Source organism: Promicromonospora sp. NPDC050262 (genome assembly GCF_040655935.1).
Classification (GTDB): domain Bacteria; phylum Actinomycetota; class Actinomycetes; order Actinomycetales; family Cellulomonadaceae; genus Promicromonospora.
In genome coordinates this window covers 577,912-597,846 of sequence record NZ_JBFAKX010000001.1, presented here as the reverse complement: position 1 = coordinate 597,846, position 19,935 = coordinate 577,912, and the positions used below count along the sequence as shown (strand labels likewise).

Here is a 19,935-nt window from a genome sequence, read left to right as displayed (position 1 = left end):
GCGTTCCGAAGTGGCAGGTAGCGGGAGCCGCCCTTCCGGCCATTTCTGAGCCGTCAGTACACCTGCTCCAGCAGATCGGGCGCGTTGTAATCACGGGCATGCAGCGGGCCCCGGTCTGGGACCGGGGCCCGTGGTTACTGCAGTACTTCAATCAGATCCTGGACGGTGTGGAGTACGAACCCCAACGCCACTAGGAATCGGGCACAGTGCTTGAACATGCGCCCCAGTGCGATGACGAGGCTTGTCAGCGCCTTGAGGACGTTCCGCGGCGGGCGCGGGAAGCTCTTACCGGACGTGCTGGATGCCACTTGCATGTCTCCCAACTGCACGTGAGTCTCGCGTGCATGGCGACACCTCCTTTCAGTTCGAGGACGATGAGATCGCCGCGCCAAGTACTCAAACGGACGACGTTGCTGATGAGTTCCGCGCGATGTGGCTGTGTTCGCCGCGCCAACCATGCTGGCTTCGGGGCGTGACGGATTCAGAACTCGATCGGGCTTATGTGGCTTGGGTTTATCGCTTGATTCCCCGATGGCTCTCGCGGAATAGCAGAACCCCGCGCTGTAGCGCAGGGTGGCGGCGCACGAAGGCGCCCCGATTGACACGGCGGTTCGGGCAGACCCGGCGACGCATGTCGTCCTGGAGCTCGCGCCAGCGCCCGGATCTCGACTAACTTTGTATGCTTACGTGAGACTTCCATGTGGTTTCGGTGCAGGTCAATGTGGCTCCTGCGGTCTGCCTCGTGTCGCGGCCTGATCTCCGCTGGGCTCATCTGCCGTTGCCATAGCGCAGGACGTCCCATACCGAACCCACTACTCGCTCTGCCCTGTTGGCTCCTGACTGTGCGTGCCAGTTGTCTCCTGTGCTGTTCTCCCGGGTAAATGCCTCGGCGTCCACTCCCGACTCACCACCCCAACCAGCTGCGGCGGCACCGACTTCCGCGCCCACGCCCGGAACACCACGTACATCACCACCAGCAGCACCCACCGCAGCACCACCGCACCAGTACTAGCCGCTGGGTTGTCGCAGAACGCCGTCGCTGAGCTGTCGTTGAGCGAGTGCACCACCATCACCAGCGCGATCCCGCCCAGCGCGCCCCACGTACCGCGCCACCCGTACAGATGCCACAGTCGCCACGCGATCGCCGCGGCGATGGCAGTCCACAGCCAGTGCAGTGGCGAGACGGTGAACACGCGGAAGATCTGCTCCTGCACCACCGCGGCGGGCGTGCTGTCGAGCGTGCCGGTGCCGCAGAAGTTCGGCCCGGACGCGGCCGCCGTCTCGTAGGCGTACTGGGTGGTCTCGGTGATCGCGAAGCCGAAACCCGACGCCAGGCCCACCGCGATGCCGGCACGCGGGTCGCGGTAACGGCCCACCGCGAAGAGGAGCAGCGGCACCAGGAGCTTGGTCCCCTCTTCGACGACGCCGACCCACGCGGTCGCCGTCACGATCCCGGCGCCGTTGATGATCCAGGAGTTGATGTTCGCGGCGACCAACAGCACGGCGCCGCTGGTGCCCACTGCCACCGCCAGGACCGTGACCGGGCCTACGACGTCGTCCAGCGCGAGCTGACGGTTCACGAACCGGTAGAAGGCCCAGCAGACGCCGGCCATGCCGAGCAGGCTTGCCACACCCATCACGTGGGTGTTTCCTGACGACTGGTACACGATCGACCCGGCCGCCAGGACGACGACGGCCGCGACGAGGTACCAGACCCACGAGCCCCAGAACCGTCCGCGGAAGTGCCGACCCTGTGCCGCAGCCGGGCCGCCGTCGGCCACCTCGCCGGTCCAGGCGCGGCTGTCCCAGAGTCGCTGCCGGGCCGGCCGGGTGCTCGGGTCCGGGTACCAGCCGGCCGCGGGAACGCCGTCCCGGGGCCGGGCAGCGACGAAGGCACCCGCCGTGCCCGCCATGAACAGGATCGCGCCCACCACGACGAGTGTCATGACTGGAGAGAATCAGCAGAGATGCTCATGCGCCATCGGAAGGGGCCCGTTGGTGTTGAGCGGCCGAATTCTCGTGCGTCCCCCAACCCCACCGACCTACAGTTCATACATGGTGAGCAGCGCGAGCGGGTACCGACCCCGCCCCCTCAGGCGGGAGTTGTCCTGAGACGAGGTACCCATGGCGTTCCGACGCTTCTACCGCCGCACCTTCCTGAACCGCCGCGGCCACCACGCCGGCGCGTACGCGCTGGCCGACATCACCACTGAACCCGGCTTCACCCCGGACGACCAGTCGACGCGCGTCAGCGCACGCCTGACCATCGCTGACTGCGGCCGCGTCGTCACGCTCGACCTCGACGCCGACACCCCGGCCGAGGCGCGGAACGCCCTGCACAAGGCCCGCCTGCTGCGCGACATCCTCGACCAGTCCGTCGACGCCCTCGAACGCGCCGTTGAAACCGCCGGCTTGTCAAAGGGCCAGAAGGGGTGAACAACGCACGTCACGCCTTCCTCGCCAAGAACCCGCGCCGTCCCGCTCTTACGATCGAATCAGCCCGCAGCAACAGAAGAAACCGTGGAAACGCTCGACGAGGAGCGATCATGTCTGATGAGACCCACACGGAGATCGACCCGCTCACCCGGCTGAGGGAGATCACATCGGCCCGCGCCGACGGCGACGTGCTCGACCAGCTCACAGCGGCCGGACTGGTCGACCTGGGAGACGGCCTTCCCGTGCGCGACGTCCTCTACGAGGCCGAACGTGACGGCACGAACCTGGCCGCGACGTTCGTCGAGGATGAGGACGAGGACACCACCGCCCTCGACGCCACACCTATCGGGCAGCTCAACCCCCGCCAGTCCCGCCGAAGGCTCTCTGCTGGGCGCGTGCTCGGCATGTACGTCCAGGACTGCCTGATCAACACGGAGGCGGAGCCCGCGTACCACCGGCTCCCGAGCTTCTCCTCGCACAACCCGTACCACATCGTCTATCTGTTCAAGTTCCCGCCGAACCAGGCGCGCACCGTCAACGTGACCCTCCAGGTCTACTCGGCGGGCACGGTCCGGATCTCGGGCACGGGCAGCACGGCCGTGCTCACCGTGGGGCAGAGCTCCTTCCCTCTCATGGTGCCGGTCGGCGTCAGGACGACGAACGAGGGCTTCGCGAGCATCTTCATACAGCGCAACGGCGAGGTCGGGTTCGACTGGTTCTCCGCCGTCGTCTTCTGACGGGAAGCCGTCCAGAAATTCCGTTGGTGCCGTGTCGCCCGCTCCGGCAGGCTGCACTGGCATGACCCGCGTGCGCCCCACCTGGCCCGACCTGCCCGCCTCGATCCGGACGGCGATCGAGGCTCGCCTGGGCGCGAAGGTCACCTCCTGGGTCTCGCACGACGGCGGATACTCGCCCGGCCTGGCCAGCGTGCTCACCACCGAGCGCGGCCCGGTCTTCGTCAAGACCGCCGCCCCCGGCCAGACCGAGGCGCTGCGGCTGCACCGCAAGGAGGCGGCCAAGGCCGCCAGCCTGCCCGCGGGCGTGCCGTCGCCCGCGTTCCTGTGGTCGCTCGACGTGCCGGACTGCGGTGGGCTCGCCGTCGTCGTTGGGTCGGACGGCGGGGACACCGCCGTCGAGCCGGATGCCGCCGTCAGCCCTGAGGCCAGCCCGGACGCGTCCGCCGAATCCGAGCAGTGGGCCGTCCTCGCCTTCGAGCCCGTGGACGGCCGCGCGGTGCGCACCGCGCCGTGGGACCTGGACGACGTCGACCTGCTGGCCCGCCTCGCCCTGGAGATCGGTGAGCATCCGGCGCCCGACGGCGACGTGTTTCCCGACTCCGCCGAGCACGTCCGGTCGGAGGCGCAGGCCCTGGCCGACGAGCGCCCGCAGGGGTTGGCGACCTACGATCCCTGGTTCGCCGAGCACCTCGACCTGATCGCGCGGGTCGCCGCCCCGGAGCGGCAGGCCGAGGCAAGCGCCGGTGATCGGCTGGTGCACGCCGACTTCCGGGCGGACAACGTGCTGATCCTCGGCCCGGACGAGCAGCGGCGAGGCGTGGTGGTCGACTGGCCGCACGCGGCACGGGGCGCCGCGTTCCTCGACGTCGTCGGGATGCTGCCGGCCATGCACGCGCTGGGCGGACCCGCGCCGTCGGAGGTGCTGGACCGGACCCCGCTCCCGGCCGGAACCGACCCTGAGGCCGTGGTGACCCAGGTCGCGGTGCTGGCGGCGTACTTCGTGCACGGTTCGCTCCAGGCGCCGCCGTCCGGCATCCCACACCTCCGCCGGTTCCAGCGGGTGCAGGCCGAGGCGAGCATCGCCTGGCTGCGGGAGCTGATGCGGGCAGGCTGAGTGTCAGTGGCTCCGCGTACGTTCCTCGTCATGGGTACATGGAGCACCGAGATCCTCGGCAACGACAGTGCGCTGGACACGCTGGGGGCGCTCGCGGACCGCGAGCTTTCGTTCACCGACCTCGCCGACGAGCTGCGGGGCGACTACATCGAGAGCGATGCCGGCGCCGCCGTCCTCGCCCTCATCGAGGTGGCGCTGGCCGCCCGCGGGCTGCGCGAGCTGCCGTACGGCGAGGCGGTGGAGGCGGCCCGCGACGTGCTCGACGACGAGCGCGCCGCCTGGCTGCTGGAGCAGACGGACCGGGTGCTCGGCTCGGGCTCCGAGGTGTACGAGCTGTGGCAGGAGGCGAGCGAGCAGTCGCTCAGCGAGTGGCTCGGCAAGGTCGAGGCCTCGATCGAGGACCTGCGGCAGGCGTTGGGGACGGCGGTGTCGGCCGGTGCCGTGGGCGGAGGCTCCGATGACTGACCACCTCGACTCCACTGACATGGCGGGACCGGACGAGGACGCTCACCTCGGACCCAAGCACTCTGCCTTTGCGGCTCATTTTCGCGACCCCATCTACGACGACCAGGGTGACGACTTCGCACCGTTCGGCAATGACGAGGGGTGGGACACGCTCGTCAGCGCGGCCCAGAGGCTCGACGAGCTCGACAGCAGCACGACCCTGGTGCAGATCGATCCCGAGTGGTTCGAGGACGAGGCTGCTGTCGCTGAGGGTCTCGACGACGACGACATGGACATGGCCGACTTCACCATCGGTGCGGGCTTCGCGCTGCTGCGCCTGACCGGCCAGATCGACGACGTCGGCCGCGGGCTGGTGCTCAAGGCGCTGGACGCGCGGGACCGGTTCCAAGGACCGCAGCCCGAGACCGAGCGGATGCGGTCCGACCTGCTGTCCTTCCAGCCAGGCTGAGATCCGGCGACCGGAGCCCGCACGAGGGCCGCGGGCGCCAGGACCTCAGTGAGAGTCGAGACCGAAGTGCATCCGCACGGTCGGGTCCTTCTCGATGATCAGGTCGACGACGTCCCAGAACCGCGGAAGCCATTCGTGCTGCAGTGCCTCCTCACGGGAGAGTTGAACTCCTCGGAAGGCGTTCGAGCTGTCGCCGGGAGGAGTCACGAGGGAGCACGCGTAGCCGTGGCCCTCGATGAAGCCGTATCGGCAGCTGAAGGTGACACGATCACCGACCACCGTGGCCGGGTGCTCGGGGTCCCACTCGTCGTCGAGGATCACGTCGATGTATGCCTCGTGCTCCCCGTCGTGGTGCACGCAGTCGGCGTAGAAGACAGCGAAGGCTCCGATCGTCTCGTGGTTGACGAACCCTGTGACTCGTTCGTGCACGTTTCCGCAGTCACAGGTGTAGGTCGCGACGTCGTAGTCGGGGTCGAGAAGCAGGCTCACGGTGCGCACCGTACCGCGGGGCCTCGTCCGCCTGGCACAGCCGTCAGCCGTCGGTCCGTTCTCAGTCAGGATCGACGCGGGGGCCACGACACGGCTCGACGCGTCACGGCCGCGCCGCCTCCCGCGGCAGCGCCCGGGCGACCAGCGCCAGCCCCACGCAGGCGACCAGCGCCACCACCGACGTGACGATCCACGGCAGGCCCGGGTCCACGCCGAAGGTGGCGGCGAAGACGCCCGGGGCCGCGATGTTGGCGAGCGCGAAGCTGTACTGGAACCACGACAGGTAGGTGCTGCGCTGGCCGGGCGGCGCAGCGTCGGCGGCGTAGGCGAGCGAGCGCGGGCCGTGGAGCAGCTCGGCGACCGAGTAGACCAGCACCGACAGCGCCAGGCCGGGGATGATCAGGCTCGCGGGGGCGAGGCCGAGTGCCGCCGTGTACACGCCCCACACGGACCAGACGATCCCGGCGACCACCATGACGGTGACGCGCGAGCGGCGGCGCGTGAGTCGGACCGCCGGGGCCTGTCCGAGCGCGTTGAGGATCGTGTTGATCGCGAGCAGCGGTCCGACGACGGCTGCGGGCGCCGCCAGCCCGTCGACCACGTACACGCCGAGGCCCGAACCCAGGATGGTGCTGCAGAACGCGAACAGCGCGCCGACGCCGATGAGGCCGAGGTACGGCAACGTCGGTATGCGGTGTGCCCGGACCGGTGCGGCGGCGTCCGCGGCGGCGCTCTGTCGGGCCGAACGGTCGCCCAGGAGCAGCACCGCGGAGACCACGAAGCAGACCGCGTTGGTGCCGATCGCCAGCAGGTAGGGCAGGTCGCCGGGGATGAGCAGCAGGGCGCCCGCCGTCAGCGCGCCGAGCGCGTAGCCCGTGGCCTGCACCATGTTGGTGAACGCGAACCAGCGGTCCTTGTCCTCGGCGGGGCCGGAGTCGGAGGCGTCCGCGATGACGGAGAAGACCGACGACCAGAACGCCCGCTGCCCGATTGCCGCCACGAGGGTGCAGACGGCGACGGTCGGGAGGTCGCGGGCGATCAGGAGCCCGCCGAGCCCCGCGGCCTGGAGCACCTGCGCGGCGATCAGGATGTTGCGTCCGCCCAGCCGGGGCACGATCTGGCCGACCAGTGCGGGCACGACCAGCGCGACGGCGAAGGTCGCCGAGAGCGTAAGTCCGGCCTGCTGCAGCGGGATGTCGGCGACGCGCGTGAGGAAGAGCAGCAGCAGCGGGCCGCTGATCCCGGTGCCGATCGAGTCCACGCCGAGGGCGACCACGAGGGGGATGTGACGGCGAAGCTCGGGCAGGTCGAACACGGTGCGGGTCTCCAGACGGGGTTGGGGCCGCGTCCCGGGGCGGGCCAGTATCCAGGGTGGGGCGGGACTCAGGCCCGGCCCGGCAGTAGTACCGCCCGCCGGTCCTGACGGCGGAGCAGCACCGCCGACGTCGTCCCGACGAGCGCCGTCGCGGTCAGCACGCCCGCGATCGGTGCGGCGTCGTGCAGGCCGATCAGGCCCGCGACCGGGGCGATCAGCCCCGCCGCGGCGAAGGTACCGAAGCCGTAGAGGGAGGTCGCCGTGCCGGCCTGCGCGGACTGATCGCGCAGCGCGCGGCCCGCCGCGCCCGCGAAGCAGCCGCCGCACCCGGCGACGAACAGCCACAGGCAGGGGAGGAGGCCGGGCAGCCCGGCCTCGCCGCGCTCCAGCGGGACGATCGCGAGCGCCGCGCCAGCGGTCAGTGCCGCGAAGCCGATGAGGACCGGCGCGTCCGGACGACGCCGCTGCAGCGACGCGCTGGCCTGCACCCCGACCACGAGGCCGACCGAGTTGGCCAGGAACACGGCCGCGAACTGGCCGGCGGTCAGGCCGTGCACGTCCTGGAGCAGGATCGGCGACGCCGCGACGTAGGCGTAGACGCCGGCGTAGGTCATCGCGCCGAGCAGCGTCGCGGTGCGGAAGCCGCGGTCGCGGAGGACGGCGCGGAGGCGGGCGCGGGTGCCGCGGTCGGCGGAGCCGTTCAGCCCCGTCGAGTCGTCGGCGTTCGCCAGCCGGCCTCCGTCGTCCGCCCTGCCGCTCCGACCCACTGCACGCGTCTCCGGCACCACCACCGCCGTCACCACGAGCACCACCGCCGAGAACGCCCCGAGCACCGCGAAGATCCCGCGCCAGCCCACCAGCGGGAGCAGCGCCGCGCCCGCGACCGGCGCGAGCAGCGGCACCGTCGTCGTGATCAGGGTGATGCGCGAGACCAGGCGCACGAGCCCGGGCCCGTCGCTGACGTCCCGCGCGATCGCGAGCACGAGCACCGAGCTGCCCGCGGCCGCGACGCCCTGGACGACGCGCAGCGCGGCGAGAGCCTCCACCGTCGGGGCCGCCGCGCAGGCGAGGGTCACCGCCACGTGCAGGGCGGAGGCGAGGAGGAGCGGCCGCCGCCGTCCGACCCGGTCGCTCCACGCACCCGTGACCAGGTTGCCGAGCGCGAGTCCCACGGTCATGCCGGCGAGCGTGAGCTGCACCGCGCCGTCGTCGGCGCCGAACTGGCGCTGCAGCGCGGGGAAGGCGGGGAGGTAGAGGTCGATCGAGAGCGGGCCGAGCGTCGTGAGCAGTCCCAGCGCCACGACCAGTAGTCCCGTGCGCCGCACCGTGGCCGCGTTCGTCATCGTGCCCCCCGCACATCGTTGTACACCACCGTCAGTCGTTTGCCGGTGTCATGGTTGCCTACGGCACTGACACCGGTCAAGCCATTACGCTGGTGTCATGCAGCTCGAGGAGAACGGCTTCGACACGTGGGCGCCGCCGTCGCCCGGGCTCGTGCGCGACTTCGTGAACAGCTACGAGCCGCAGGAGGACGCCGAGAGCCTCGACAGCGCGACCGCCCTGCGCGACTGGTTCGCCGCGCGCGGGCTCGTCCCGGCGAACGCCCGCATGACGGCGGACGACGTCGCCGCCGCGCACCGGATCCGCGAGGGCCTGCGTGCCGTGCTGCTGGGCCACGCCGGGCACGACGCGGACGACGACGGCGCCGCCCGTCGCGCCCTCGACGCCGAGCTCGCGCGTCTCCCGCTGCGCGTCTCGTTCGACGCCGACGGCGGGCTGCGGCTCACCGCCGCGGGCAGCCCCTTCGAGCAGGGGATCGCCGGCGTGCTCGACGCCGTCCGCCGCAGCGAGGCGGCCGGCGAGTGGGAACGGCTCAAGGTCTGCGCTCGCGACACCTGCCGCTGGGCGTTCTACGACGCCTCCCGCAACCACGCGCGGCGCTGGTGCTCCATGGCGGGCTGCGGCAACTACATCAAGATGCGGCGGCGGTCGGCGGACCGGGCGCGGTCGTAGCGCGGGCCCGGCAGCCGGCCACGGTTCCGCCCCGGGCGCGGGCCAGCCCGTCCGGCACACCGACGCCCCGGGTTCTGCCAGGATTTCCCTCGTGACCAGTTACTTCGCCCGGTACCAGGCCGGGGAGCACGACGACGTGTGGCGCGACCTGCGTGCCCTGGGGCTGACGGCGTTCGACGAGCAGCACCGCGAGGACGCGCAGGCCGTAGCCCGCGAGATGGCCGTGCGGGCGCGCCGGAACGTGGAGACGATCGTCGACCGGCTCCAGTCCGACGGGTTTGTCGCCGCGGAGAACGACGACGAGATGACGCCCCGTCCGGCGCACCTCCCGCCGTCGGCCGGCGCCGCCGACCTCGCCGACTGGCTGGAGGAGACGTTCGCGCCGTTCCCGATGACGGTGTCGGCGTGGATCCGCGAGGTCGGGGACGTGTGGCTCGTGGGCGAGCACCCGCGGTGGGCCGCGAGCGTGCTCGCGGACCCGCTCGTGGTCGAGTTCGAGCACAGCTTCCACGGCGGCGGCTCGCGCGAGTACTACGAGGGCGAGTGGGAGATGTGGCGTGAGGACGCCGACGACGACTCCCAGCCGTTCCAGCTCGACTTCGCCCCGGATGCCCTGCACAAGGCCAACATCAGCGGCGACGGCCCGTACGGGATCCAGCTCCCGGGAGTCGGGGTGGACGGGCTGGTCGGCCCGACGCTCTGGTTCGTGGACGACCTCAACACCGCGTTCGCGGCCGGCGGGTTCCCCGAGGCCTTGTACGCGGAGGGATACGTCGACCCGCCTGAGGGTCTGCGCGAGGGCTTGGCCCGGGACCTGCTGCGCCTCTGACCCGCTCGCACCGCCGGACCCGCCGCGCTCGCGGCAGCGCCGCAGCCGTCGCCGCGACGCCGCAACCCATCAGAAGAGCGCGTCCTGCTCCACACCAGCACCCGCCCCGCCCGGCGCGCTGACCGGAGACGTGCTCGCCGTCCCGGGCACTGCCGGATCGGCCCGGGTCAGGTCCCAGCCCTCCAGCAGCCCGGTGTCGACCAGCAGCACACCGCCCGACGTCGTGCGCCCCGGCGTACTCAGGTACACGTCCCGCCCGATCCGGCAGGTCACCTCGCCCGTGACCGTCGTCCCCGGCCGCAGCGGGTCGAGCTGCCCCGCGGGCGCCAGACCGCCCTCGGGCAGCCCGTATGCAGGGGTATGGTCCAGCGCCGACGTCGGGTCCCACACCTGCCCGGGCGGCCAGTCCAGCCCGGCCGCCTGCCCGACGACGGCGGCCAGCTCGGCCCCGCGGGACGCCGTCGTCCCCGGTGCCCAGCGGGCCGCCCGCTTGCGCGCGGTGTGCACCTGCTGCGGCAGGCCGAGCGCGGCGGTGAGCAGGGACTCGCACCGCCGTGCGGAGACCAGCGTGCCCGCCGAGAGGAACAGCGACGACAGCGCGCCCTGCTCCAGGAGCCGGGCCGGCCCGCGGGCCGAGGCGGTGATGCCCGCCTTGATCACGCTCCCGTGGTGGGCGAGGTAGACGCGGAACTCCCGTGGGTCGTCCAGTGCGGTGTCGGTCGCGACCGACCGGGTGCGGGCGATCGCGGCGCACGACTCGCACTGGCCCGACCTCGCCGCGGCGTCGATCCGCGCCCCCGCCACGCACGGCACGCGGCGCCCGTCCCACCACAGGCCGAGGCACCGCCGGTCGGCGCCGACCCGCAGCCCGAGCCGCGCCCCGACGTCCAGCGCGCTGCTCCGCGTCGCCCCGGCGGGGGAGAGCCACTCCAGCGCCGCACCGCCGTCGGCCCAGGTCACGCCGGTCGGCCGCCAGGCGGGCGGGGTGGTGCTCGGCGTGGTGCGTTCGTCGGACACGGCACGACTCTAGAGCCAACCGAGGGGCGAGCCGAAAGGCCCGGAAAAAGGGATGACCGAGCCGATCACCGCCTCCCGGTACACGATGGGTCTCTGGGCGGTCAGCACTGGTCACGCCGCAGCGCCGCGGCATACCGGCCGGAGGGGAGAGTCGAGGATGACGACGATCGTTGTGCTGGGCGGCACCGGCACCATCGGCACCCAGGTGGTCCGGCTCCTGCGAGAGCGGGGCGACGACGTCCGGGTCGCGTCGCGCGCCAGCGGCGTCGACCTGGTCACGGGGCAGGGCCTGCGCGAGGTGCTGGACGGCGCCCGGGTGGTGGTCGACACCGCCAAGCCCGGCTCGCTGGACCCGGCCCGCATCGACGAGTTCTTCGCCCGTGCCGGGGAGAACGTCACGCGGTCGGAGCGCGAGGCGGGCGTGGGACACCACGTCATGCTGTCCATCGTCGGGTCGGACCGGGCGCCCGACGTCCCGTTCTACGCGGCGAAGGTGCGGCTCGAGGATGCCGTCCGCGGCGGCGACGCGCACTGCACCATCCTCCACGCGACCCAGTTCTTCGAGTTCGCCCCGACCATCGCCTTGGCCTCGACGGCGCCGGAGGGCGGGCCCGCCCGGATCGCCCCGCTGCTGGTGCAGCCGGTCGCGGGGGCGGACGTCGCCGCGGAGCTCGTCCGGCTCGTGAGCTCGCCGCCGGGCGTGACCGACCTCGACCTGGCGGGACCCGACCAGTACGAGCTCGACACCTTCGTGCGCGAGGCGCTCTCCCGGCTGGGCGCGGCCCATGCCGTCGTCCGCGACCCGAGCGCGACGTACTTCGGCGGCGTGGTCGACCGCCGCGCGCTCCTGCCCGAGCCCGGCGCCCGGATCGCGCCGACGGCGCTGCGGGACTGGCCGGCCGGGGCCGAGCACCGCGCCGGCGTGTCCGCCCACGGATGAGCTCAGGCGGTCACCACTCGCCGCCCAGCGGGTGGTCGTCGTCCGCGAAGATGCCCGCGAGCGCCCCGTCGCGTTCCGGGATCGGCGGTGCGACGCCGTCGCGCTCGGTCGCGCGGCGCACCCCGTCGTCCTGCGGGTGGAAGCCGATCGCGTGCCCGGGGCCGAGCGGGAACCAGCCCGGAGCGTTGTCCGAGACGCCCCACACGATGTGGTGCCCGGGCCGGTCCAGGGCGGCGACGGCCTCGACCAGCCGCGCGGCGTCGGCGGGGGAGAGCCACTGCGCGACCGACGGGCCCTCCCCGACATCGGTGCTGAAAGCGCAGATCCGCGCGCTCACCACGGTCATGCCGAACCGGTCGGCGTAGACGCTGCCGAGGGCCTCGCCGGCCGCCTTGCTCACGCCGTAGAACGTGTCGGGCCGCGGGACGAGCACGTCGGCCGCCCCGGCCTCGTCGGGCGTCGCGTAACCCACCGCGTGGATGGTGCTCGCCAGCAGCACGCGCGGGACGCCGCCGCGGTGCGCGGCGTCGAGCACCTTCTGGGTGCCGTCGATGTTCACGGCGAGGATCTCGGGCCACGGGCGCTCCCAGGGGTGGGCCGCGAGATGCACCACCAGGTCGGCGCCCCGGACGGTGTCGTCCAGGGAGGCCGGGTCGGTGATGTCGCCCGTGAACCACCGGTCGCGGGCGTCGCGCACGGCGGGCAGCGCCCGGTCCAGCAGGCGCAGCTCCCGTCCGGGACGCCGCAGCAGCGGCGTGATCGCGCGGCCGATCCGGCCGGCCGCTCCGGTGATCGCGACCACCTGTGGTGCGTCGTTCGACATGCTCGGGCTCCCTCGTCCGGTCGGCGTTCTGACGAGAGGGTAGGGGATCGGGCGGCGGACGCCCGCGACGACCTGCGGTGACACGGGAGGGTGGCACGAGGGCGGCAGGAGGGCGCCACGAGAGAATGACCCGCATGAGCACCCCGCGCCGCGCCCCGCACCCGGATCTCGAGACGATCACCCCCGAGGAGCGGGAGAGCTTCGCCGAGCGCCTGCGTGAGCGCGTCTACGTCACGTTCGCCTCGCTCGCCGTCATCCTCACGCTGCTGGCCCACGCTCACGGGCTCGGCGCCGGGACCGCGGCGGCGTCGCTGACCATCACCGCCGTCGGCACCGTGGCCGCCGCCTGGCTCGCCGAGCTCATCTCCCACCTCGCCGCGCACGGCGGGTTCCCCGACCGGCACCACCTCGCGGCGATGACCCGGACCAGCGGCGGTGCCCTCCTGACGCTCGTCATCCCGCTGCTCGCCCTGGCCGCCGCCGGCCTCGGCTGGTGGGAGGTGACCACCGCCCTGCGCGTGGGCGTCGGCGTGCTCATCGCCACCCTGGTGCTCATCGCCTGGCTCGGCATCCGCCGCACCAAGCTGCCCTGGCTCGCGCGCATCCTGGCGCTCGGCGTGCTCGCGGCGCTCGCGGTCGGCGTGGTGGGGCTCAAGCTGCTCGCGCACGGCTGAGCGCGGAGCGGCGTGGACGACGGCGTCCCGCGGCGTCGGCCCGCGACGTTGGAACCGGTGCCCGAGTCGATCACTTTCGGACATCTTGTTGACGTGAACATTTCGCGGGTGCCAGCCTGTTGCGCGGCGGTCCCGCAGGGCCCGCCGGAACGCAGGGTCGCGTTCCGCGAGGCCGGCGCCGTCCGTCCTCGCACGTCCACAGACTTCGAGGATGAAGGAGACGGACATGGGACTTCGCCGCGCTCGGCGCACCAGCCCCTCCGCACCACCCGCTCGCCCGGCCCCGGATCGCTCGGCACCCGTTCGCCCGGCGCTCGCCGTCGCACTGGCCGCGACGCTCGCCGTCCCGGCACTGCCCGCCGTCGGGCACGCGGCCGTGCGCGACGCCGCGCCCGCGGCAGCCCCGGCCACCTCAGCCGCGGCGACCGACACCGCACCCCTCGCGGCAACCGCTGACTCCGCTGCCTACTCCGCCTACCCGCCCATCCTCGACCCCGGCTCCGGCGCCGCCGACTACTTCACGCCGTCCTGGCTCGACGACGCCGGCAACCACATCCAGGCCCACGGCGGCCAGGTCGTGTCCGTCTCGGCCGAGGCGCTCGGCGTCGACGCCGGGTCCGTGGTCCAGGGCGAGGAGGCCGGGCAGACCGTCTACTACTGGTACGGCGAGGACCGCAGCAACGGCTACTACGGCAGCCCGGGCGTCCACGCCTACAAGTCGTACGACACGAGGAACTGGACCGACGAGGGCGTCGTCCTGCGCTCGGTGTCCGACGCCGCGGAGCTGGAGTCGGACTACTTCGACGCCCTCTACGACACGGTGGACGACGCGGGCGAACCGCGCGCTGACCGCATCGCGGAGCTGGACTACCACCTGAACACCGATGAGGCCGCCGACTACACGACGATCTTCGAGCGTCCCAAGGTGCTGTTCAACGAGCAGACGAACCAGTGGGTGCTGTGGTGGCACTCCGACGGGCAGCGCACCGTGGGCGGCAGCATGTACGCGCGCTCGATGGCGGGCGTCGCGGTCTCGGACAGCCCCACCGGGCCGTTCAGGATGACGGGCGTCTACCGGATGCCGAACCGGACCAACTACCAGGCGTGCATCTCCGCCGCGGTGCCCGGACAGGCGCGGGACATGACGGTGTTCCAGGACGACGACGGCACGGCGTACATCGTCTACTCCTCCGAGGAGAACCGTTCCCTCTACATCGCCGAGCTCGACGCCGACTACACGAACGTCACGCACACCACCGACGTCGACATGGTGGACGCCGGGCAGTACTCGGAGGACGGCCGCTTCCCGTACCTGTTCGCGGACGGCACCGCCGCCGCTCCGGTGCGCGGCGAGGACTTCCAGATCGTCAAGGAGTGCGGCGTGCTGGAGGCGCCCGCGCTGTTCCAGCACGGCGGCAGGTACTACACGGTGGCGTCGGGCGCGACGGGCTGGGCCCCCAACCCGCAGACCTATTACACGGCCGACAGCGTCCTGGGGCCGTGGATCCGCGGCGTCGAGGCGGGCGACCAGCACGAGAACGTCGCGTACAACGCGATCCCCGAGGGCGGCGACGGGCTCCTGTCGGTCGGCGACACCCGGCGGACGAGCTTCGGCTCGCAGTCGACCAACGTGCTCGACCTGGGCGGCGGCCGGTTCGTCTACATGGGGGACCGGTGGAACGCCGGGGCCGCGAACTCGAACTACGTCTGGCTCCCGATCACGATCGGCGAGAACGGCCGGGCCGAGATGCGTAACCCCGCCACCGAGGACCCGGCACGTTGGGGCGCCGGCTGGGACGAGAGCTACTGGGACGACAAGGGCGCCGGCACGGAGATCTGGCGCGTGGTCGAGGACGGCGTGCCCGACCAGGTGGCACCCGGCGAGGACTTCGGTGCCGCCCTGCCCGACGCCGTCCCGGTCGAGGTCGACGGCGTCACGACGGACGTCGCGGTGACCTGGAGCGCCACGTCGTTCGACGAGCGCGGCACCCAGACCGTCACGGGCACGCTCGCCGCCGGCGACGGCTTCACGGCGGGCCGCACCTTCACACGCACCGTCGAGGTGCACGAGGACGGCATCGCCAACCTCGCGCCCGGCGCGTCCGTAGCGGCCTCCAGCCGGGCGAACCTCGCCCCGACCGTGGTCGACGGCAACGTCAAGGGCAAGGGCTGGGACGACTGGACGTCGTCGGGCTACCCCCGCAACAGCTGGCTGTCCTTCACCTGGCCGCTCACGCAGGACCTGACGGAGGTGGTGGTGCACACGTACAAGGACGGTGCGGGCGCGACCTGGCCGTCCACCGTCGCGGCGGAGTACCTCGACGCGTCGGGTGCCTGGACGGCGACGGACATCAGCGTCGACCTGGCCCAGGACGCCGCGTCGTCCGCGCCCGTCGCCGTGCTCGACGTCTCCGGCCTGCCGCGCACGAACGGCCTGCGCCTGCGCCTGACGACGGCGACGAACACGTGGCAGTCCGTCTCGGAGGTGCAGGTCTGGGGCGCGGACGACGTCGAGGACCTCTGCCGGGCCGACGGCACCACCGTCTCGGCGAGCTTCCACCAGACGGAGTGGGAGACCTTGCCGGCGGCCAACGCGTGCGACGGGAACGCGTCGACGTCCTGGTCCACGTGGTCCGGGAGCGCCGGCCGGGACGAGGTGACGTTGACGGTGGAGCCGGCCGAGCCGCGCGCCGTCGACCGGGTCGGCTTCACGACCACCGAGGGCACGATCGCGCACGTGGGCGTCGAGTACCGCGACGCCGCGGGCGCCTGGCACCCGACCACGGCCCAGGACGTGGTGCCCGGTGCCACCGGCACGCCGGTGTCGGTCGAGTTCGAGCCGGTCTGGGCGTCGGCCGTGCGCCTGACGTTCGCGACCCCGGACTCGTACCTCAAGATCCCCGCGCTCGGGGTCGGGGCGCGCACCACCGCCGTCGTGCCCGGGGTGGCGGCGCGGTGCGTGGGGCCCGACAAGGCCCAGCTCGTGACCACGGTGCGCAACACGGGGGACAAGAGGGCGGACGTCGAGATCCGGACGCCGTTCGGCACGCGCGTGGTGCGGGACGTCGCGCCGGGCCGCACGGGATCGGCCGTGGTCAGCACGAAGTCCACGGCGCTGGAGGCCGGGAGCGTCACGGTCGCGAAGCGGGGCGAGCCCGGCCTGACGGCAGGCTACCCGGCGGCGGACTGTGCCTGACACTCCCCTTTGAGGCCAGGGTTTCTCCGCTTTCGACGGTTCGAAAGCGGAGAAACCCGGGCCTCAAAGGTGATGGCGGTCGCCGGGCAAGACGCCGGCCGTGTGTCGACGTCAGCCCTCGAAGTCGACGTTGCCGCGGCACGCCTGGCCGGGACTGGGCACGGCGGCCTTCAGCCCGTGGCTCACGTACTTGCCGTAGCTCTGGACCCGTCCGTCCGTGACGAAGTCGTCGTTGAACTCGGGCGGCTGGTTCTCCTCCGCGTCGGGCAGGTCCCGACCCGAGAACGCGCAGGCCGAGCTGGCCTGGTGGGCGCCCGGGATCGGGTCACCGTTGCCGTTGGTCTCGCCCGCCATGGCCGACATGGCACCGCCGAGGGTCAGCCCCGCTGTGACGACGCACGTCAGGATGACACGCCTCATGTTCACCACCTCCTTGTGGTGAAGGGCGTCCGGGTAGGTCGGTCGGACCCGGTCCGCCCTCCGGACCTTCAACGTACGTCCGGGCCGTGGGCGCCACCGCCCGGCGCCGAGAGATCACCCGGACCCGCGGACGTCGGCCCTGCCGCTCAGGTCACCAGGCCCGTGCGGTACGCGTACACGACGGCCTGCACGCGGTCGCGCAGGTTGAGCTTCGCCAGGAGCCGCGACACATAGGTCTTGACGGTCTCCTGGCTGATCACCAGGGTCGCGGCGATCTCGCTGTTGGACCGGCCGTCGGCGATCAGGCGCAGCACCTCCAGCTCGCGCGGCGTCAGGGTCGTGTGGGCGGGGGCGTTCTCGGCGGGCCGGATCCGGGCGGCGTACCGGCCCACGAGCTGCCGGGTCACCTCGGGGGCCAGCAGCGCGGCGCCGCTCGCGACCGTCCGGATGCCCTGCAGGAGCTGGCCCGCCGGGGCGTCCTTGAGCAGGAACCCGCTGGCCCCCGCGCGCAGCGCCTCGTAGACGTACTCGTCGAGGTTGAACGTGGTCACCACGAGCACCTTCACCGGGCGCTCCACCCCCGCGCCCGCGAGCAGGCGGGTCGCCTCGATGCCGTCGAGCACCGGCATCCGCACGTCCATCACCGCGACGTCCAGCTCCAGGCGGAGGGCGAGGTCGACGGCGGCGCGCCCGTCCGCGCACTCGCCCACCACCTCCAGGTCGGGCTGGGCGTCGATGATCGTCGCGAAGCCGGTGCGGATCAGCGCCTGGTCGTCGCACACCAGGACCCGGACGGGCGGGGTCGCGGCGGGACCGGCCGGGCTGAGGGACGCCGCGGCCGGGTCGACAGGCTGCACGGGCGCGGCCGGCTCGCCCGCGCTCACGACCGGCTCCCCGCCGCCGAGTACGTGCGAGGCACGCGCGCCCGGACGACGAAGCCGCCGTCGTCCAGCCGCTGGGTGCCGAACTCGCCGCCCAGGGCCTCGACGCGCTCGCGGAGGCCGGCCAGTCCCCGGCCGCTTCCGCCGGGGACGGCGGGCGGCCGTGCCGCTCCCGTGAGCCCGCCGGATACCGCCCCGGCACCCTGCCCCGCCGTGCTGACCTCCACGACGACCTCCTGTTCGGCATGCCGCACCGCGACCGTCGTCGGGGCGCCGTGCGCGTGCTTGAGCGCGTTCGTCAGGGCCTCCTGCACCACCCGGTAGGCGGTCAGCCCGGCGCTGTCCGCCGACCCGGCCGGCTCGCCGACCTCGGTCAGGTCGACGGGCTGCCCGGCCCGGCACGTCTGCTCCACGAGCACGCGCACCTCGGCGGCGGACGGCGTCCGGGCGGCGCCGTCGTGCCCGGGATCGAGCAGATCGAGCAGGTGCCGCAGGTCGGCGATGGCGCGCCGGCCCGTGTCGGTGACGGCGTCCAGCGTCTGCTCCAGCCGGTCGGGCGCCGCCGTCAGGTAGCGTGCCGCCTCGGTCTGCACCACCATCGCCGTGACGTGGTGCGTCACCACGTCGTGCAGCTCGCGGGCGATGCGGGTGCGCTCGGCGGTCAGCGTGTCCTCGGCGACGCGGTGTCGGCGCTCGGCCTCGGCCGCCCGCGTGGAGCGCAGCCAGGCGCCGATGCCCCAGGCGAGGGCCATCGCCAGGTAGAACGTCACGAACTCGTCCACGCGCTCGGCGCCGGTCAGCTGGTCGAGGGTGACCGCGAGCGCCACGTAGCCGACGGTCAGGACGGCGGCGACCACGCGCCGCCGTCGGCCCAGGTGGGCGCCCGTGCTGACGAGCGCGATGCCGACCGCGTTGCCCGCGAACGAGTGGTAGCCGAACACCTGGCCGGCGGCGAAGCCGGCCGCGACGAGCAGCATGGTGAGGGCCGGCCACCGCCGTCGGACGGCGAGGGGGAGGCACTCCAGGGCGATGACCAGCACGGCCCACCCGTCCAGGGGTCGCGCGGGCAGCTCGCCCACCTGGGTGCCGTAGTCGCGCAGCGCGGGCAGGAATGCCGCGCAGGCGAGGCCGAGGGCGAGCGGCAGGTCCCGGACCGTGACGTCGAGACGGCGCCACCGGCCCGGGACCTGCCTCAGCTCGATCACCGGGGGAGCCTAGCGGCCACCTCGGCGCGGGCGGCGCGGCGGACCGGCACGATGTGGCCGCGCCGGTGGGCGATCACGAGGAAGATCGCGGCGGTGATCGCGCAGAACACCACGGAGTAGAGGCTGCCCTCGGGGCCGAAGGTGCCGCCGGTGACCAGCACGTGGCCCTGCGTGGTGGCGTCGAGCAGGCCCTGCGGGGTGTCGTTGCCGGAGACCTCGGTGCTGAAGATCGCGCTGCCGGCGATGTTCCAGCCGAGGTGCAGGCCGATCGGCACCCAGAGCTTGCGGGTGGCGACGTACGCGGCGGTGAGCATGCCGCCGGCCTCGATGGCGATGGCGATGGCGCCCCACAGGGTGGCGTTGGCGTTGAGCAGGTGCGCCAGGCCGAACAGCAGGCCGGTGATCGTCAGCGCGATCCAGGTGCCGGTCCAGCCCTCGACGATCCGGAACAGGACGCCGCGCCACATGAGCTCCTCGGTCACGGCAGCGGCGGCCATGAAGCCGACCAGCCCCAGGGCGCCGAGCGGCGAGCCGAGGCCGTGCACGGTGTAGCTGCCGAGAAGGGCGAGGTTCACGATGACCAGGCCGAACAGCCCGAGGCCGAGCAGAGTGCCCCAGGTCAGCGCGGGCGCCGCACCCTTCAGGGCCACCTCGATGACGGGACGGCGCTCGGTCAGCCGCACCACCCACGTGTAGACGACGACGCCGACCACGGCCGTGGCGAGGCCGACGGCGAGCGTCAGCCAGGGGCTGTCCTGGACCGCCACGAGGCCTTGGCCGCCGAGGAACGAGACCGCGAGGATCGCGATGAGCTGCCACACCAGACGCACGATGACTCCTTGGGAAGGGGCCGCGGCCGGGCGCCGCGGGGTACCCCGAACGCTATGAATTCCCAGGTCCGCGGTCGTCACCGCAGGGTGGACACTCGCGGGT

The 19,935-nt window shown here is 72.7% G+C and carries 20 protein-coding genes; 10 read left to right on the top strand and 10 right to left on the bottom strand.

Annotation, left to right across the window (positions count from 1 at the left end):
* Positions 1-812 precede the first annotated feature (812 nt).
* On the bottom strand, positions 813-1,946 hold the full coding sequence (locus AB0I29_RS02630) for a PrsW family glutamic-type intramembrane protease (protein WP_357477688.1): 1,134 nt from the start codon (positions 1,944-1,946) through the stop codon (positions 813-815).
* Positions 1,947-2,124: 178 nt separating this feature from the next.
* Here AB0I29_RS02630 and AB0I29_RS02625 point away from each other — a divergent pair, with 178 nt between their 5' ends.
* From AB0I29_RS02625 to AB0I29_RS02605, 5 genes are all read left to right on the top strand, one after another.
* On the top strand, positions 2,125-2,436 hold the full coding sequence (locus AB0I29_RS02625) for a hypothetical protein (RefSeq protein WP_357477685.1): 312 nt from the start codon (positions 2,125-2,127) through the stop codon (positions 2,434-2,436).
* Positions 2,437-2,546: 110 nt separating this feature from the next.
* A complete protein-coding gene (locus AB0I29_RS02620) occupies positions 2,547-3,173 on the top strand; it encodes a hypothetical protein (protein ID WP_357477682.1) in 627 nt (208 codons plus the stop codon).
* A 61-nt stretch (positions 3,174-3,234) separates the two neighbouring features.
* Positions 3,235-4,287 carry a phosphotransferase gene (locus AB0I29_RS02615; protein ID WP_357477679.1) on the top strand — a complete coding sequence of 351 codons (1,053 nt, stop codon included), beginning with the start codon at positions 3,235-3,237 and terminating at the stop codon, positions 4,285-4,287.
* 30 nt (positions 4,288-4,317) lie between these two features.
* A complete protein-coding gene (locus AB0I29_RS02610; RefSeq protein WP_357477676.1) occupies positions 4,318-4,752 on the top strand; it encodes a DUF4259 domain-containing protein in 435 nt (144 codons plus the stop codon).
* Positions 4,745-5,200 (top strand): hypothetical protein, encoded by a 456-nt coding sequence (locus AB0I29_RS02605; RefSeq protein ID WP_357477673.1) that lies wholly within the window; start codon positions 4,745-4,747, stop codon positions 5,198-5,200. Before AB0I29_RS02610 ends, AB0I29_RS02605 begins: the two co-directional genes overlap by 8 nt.
* A 45-nt stretch (positions 5,201-5,245) precedes the next feature.
* Here the strand turns inward: AB0I29_RS02605 and AB0I29_RS02600 are convergent, their stop codons facing one another.
* The 3 genes from AB0I29_RS02600 to AB0I29_RS02590 all read right to left on the bottom strand — a co-directional run bounded on the left by AB0I29_RS02600 (position 5,246) and on the right by AB0I29_RS02590 (position 8,347).
* Positions 5,246-5,689, bottom strand: coding sequence for a hypothetical protein (locus AB0I29_RS02600; protein WP_357477670.1), 444 nt, complete (start codon positions 5,687-5,689; stop codon positions 5,246-5,248).
* A 103-nt stretch (positions 5,690-5,792) separates the two neighbouring features.
* Positions 5,793-7,004, bottom strand: a complete 1,212-nt coding sequence (locus AB0I29_RS02595; protein ID WP_357477667.1) for an MFS transporter — start codon at positions 7,002-7,004, stop codon at positions 5,793-5,795.
* A gap of 68 nt (positions 7,005-7,072) precedes the next feature.
* Entirely contained in the window at positions 7,073-8,347 is a 1,275-nt protein-coding gene (locus AB0I29_RS02590; RefSeq protein WP_357477664.1) for an MFS transporter, read from the bottom strand.
* Positions 8,348-8,444: 97 nt separating this feature from the next.
* On the opposite strand from AB0I29_RS02590, the gene AB0I29_RS02585 reads away from it, so the two are divergent.
* A complete protein-coding gene (locus AB0I29_RS02585) occupies positions 8,445-9,017 on the top strand; it encodes a CGNR zinc finger domain-containing protein (protein ID WP_357477661.1) in 573 nt (190 codons plus the stop codon).
* Positions 9,018-9,108: 91 nt separating this feature from the next.
* Entirely contained in the window at positions 9,109-9,846 is a 738-nt protein-coding gene (locus AB0I29_RS02580) for a hypothetical protein (RefSeq protein ID WP_357477658.1), read from the top strand.
* 69 nt (positions 9,847-9,915) lie between these two features.
* Here AB0I29_RS02580 and AB0I29_RS02575 read toward each other — a convergent pair whose 3' ends face one another.
* Positions 9,916-10,863 carry a DUF2797 domain-containing protein gene (locus AB0I29_RS02575; RefSeq protein ID WP_357477655.1) on the bottom strand — a complete coding sequence of 316 codons (948 nt, stop codon included), beginning with the start codon at positions 10,861-10,863 and terminating at the stop codon, positions 9,916-9,918.
* A gap of 157 nt (positions 10,864-11,020) precedes the next feature.
* Between AB0I29_RS02575 and AB0I29_RS02570 the strand changes: the two genes are divergently transcribed.
* On the top strand, positions 11,021-11,803 hold the full coding sequence (locus AB0I29_RS02570; RefSeq protein WP_357477652.1) for an SDR family oxidoreductase: 783 nt from the start codon (positions 11,021-11,023) through the stop codon (positions 11,801-11,803).
* A gap of 10 nt (positions 11,804-11,813) precedes the next feature.
* Here the strand turns inward: AB0I29_RS02570 and AB0I29_RS02565 are convergent, their stop codons facing one another.
* A complete protein-coding gene (locus AB0I29_RS02565) occupies positions 11,814-12,626 on the bottom strand; it encodes an NAD(P)-dependent oxidoreductase (protein ID WP_357477649.1) in 813 nt (270 codons plus the stop codon).
* 134 nt (positions 12,627-12,760) lie between these two features.
* Between AB0I29_RS02565 and AB0I29_RS02560 the strand changes: the two genes are divergently transcribed.
* Both AB0I29_RS02560 and AB0I29_RS02555 read left to right on the top strand, forming a co-directional pair.
* Positions 12,761-13,300 (top strand): hypothetical protein, encoded by a 540-nt coding sequence (locus AB0I29_RS02560; RefSeq protein WP_285104109.1) that lies wholly within the window; start codon positions 12,761-12,763, stop codon positions 13,298-13,300.
* A gap of 226 nt (positions 13,301-13,526) precedes the next feature.
* Complete coding sequence (locus AB0I29_RS02555; protein WP_357477645.1) at positions 13,527-16,496, top strand: glycoside hydrolase family 43 protein; 2,970 nt, start codon at positions 13,527-13,529, stop codon at positions 16,494-16,496.
* Between the two features lie 111 nt (positions 16,497-16,607).
* Here the strand turns inward: AB0I29_RS02555 and AB0I29_RS02550 are convergent, their stop codons facing one another.
* The 4 genes from AB0I29_RS02550 to AB0I29_RS02535 form a co-directional block, all read right to left on the bottom strand.
* Positions 16,608-16,916 (bottom strand): hypothetical protein, encoded by a 309-nt coding sequence (locus AB0I29_RS02550; protein WP_285104113.1) that lies wholly within the window; start codon positions 16,914-16,916, stop codon positions 16,608-16,610.
* Positions 16,917-17,062: 146 nt separating this feature from the next.
* Positions 17,063-17,701, bottom strand: a complete 639-nt coding sequence (locus AB0I29_RS02545) for a response regulator transcription factor (protein ID WP_357478119.1) — start codon at positions 17,699-17,701, stop codon at positions 17,063-17,065.
* Between the two features lie 95 nt (positions 17,702-17,796).
* Entirely contained in the window at positions 17,797-19,002 is a 1,206-nt protein-coding gene (locus AB0I29_RS02540; protein WP_357477642.1) for a histidine kinase, read from the bottom strand.
* Positions 18,999-19,832 carry a CPBP family intramembrane glutamic endopeptidase gene (locus AB0I29_RS02535; RefSeq protein WP_285104117.1) on the bottom strand — a complete coding sequence of 278 codons (834 nt, stop codon included), beginning with the start codon at positions 19,830-19,832 and terminating at the stop codon, positions 18,999-19,001. The genes AB0I29_RS02540 and AB0I29_RS02535 overlap by 4 nt, the downstream gene beginning before the upstream one ends.
* Between the last annotated feature and the right edge of the window lie 103 nt (positions 19,833-19,935).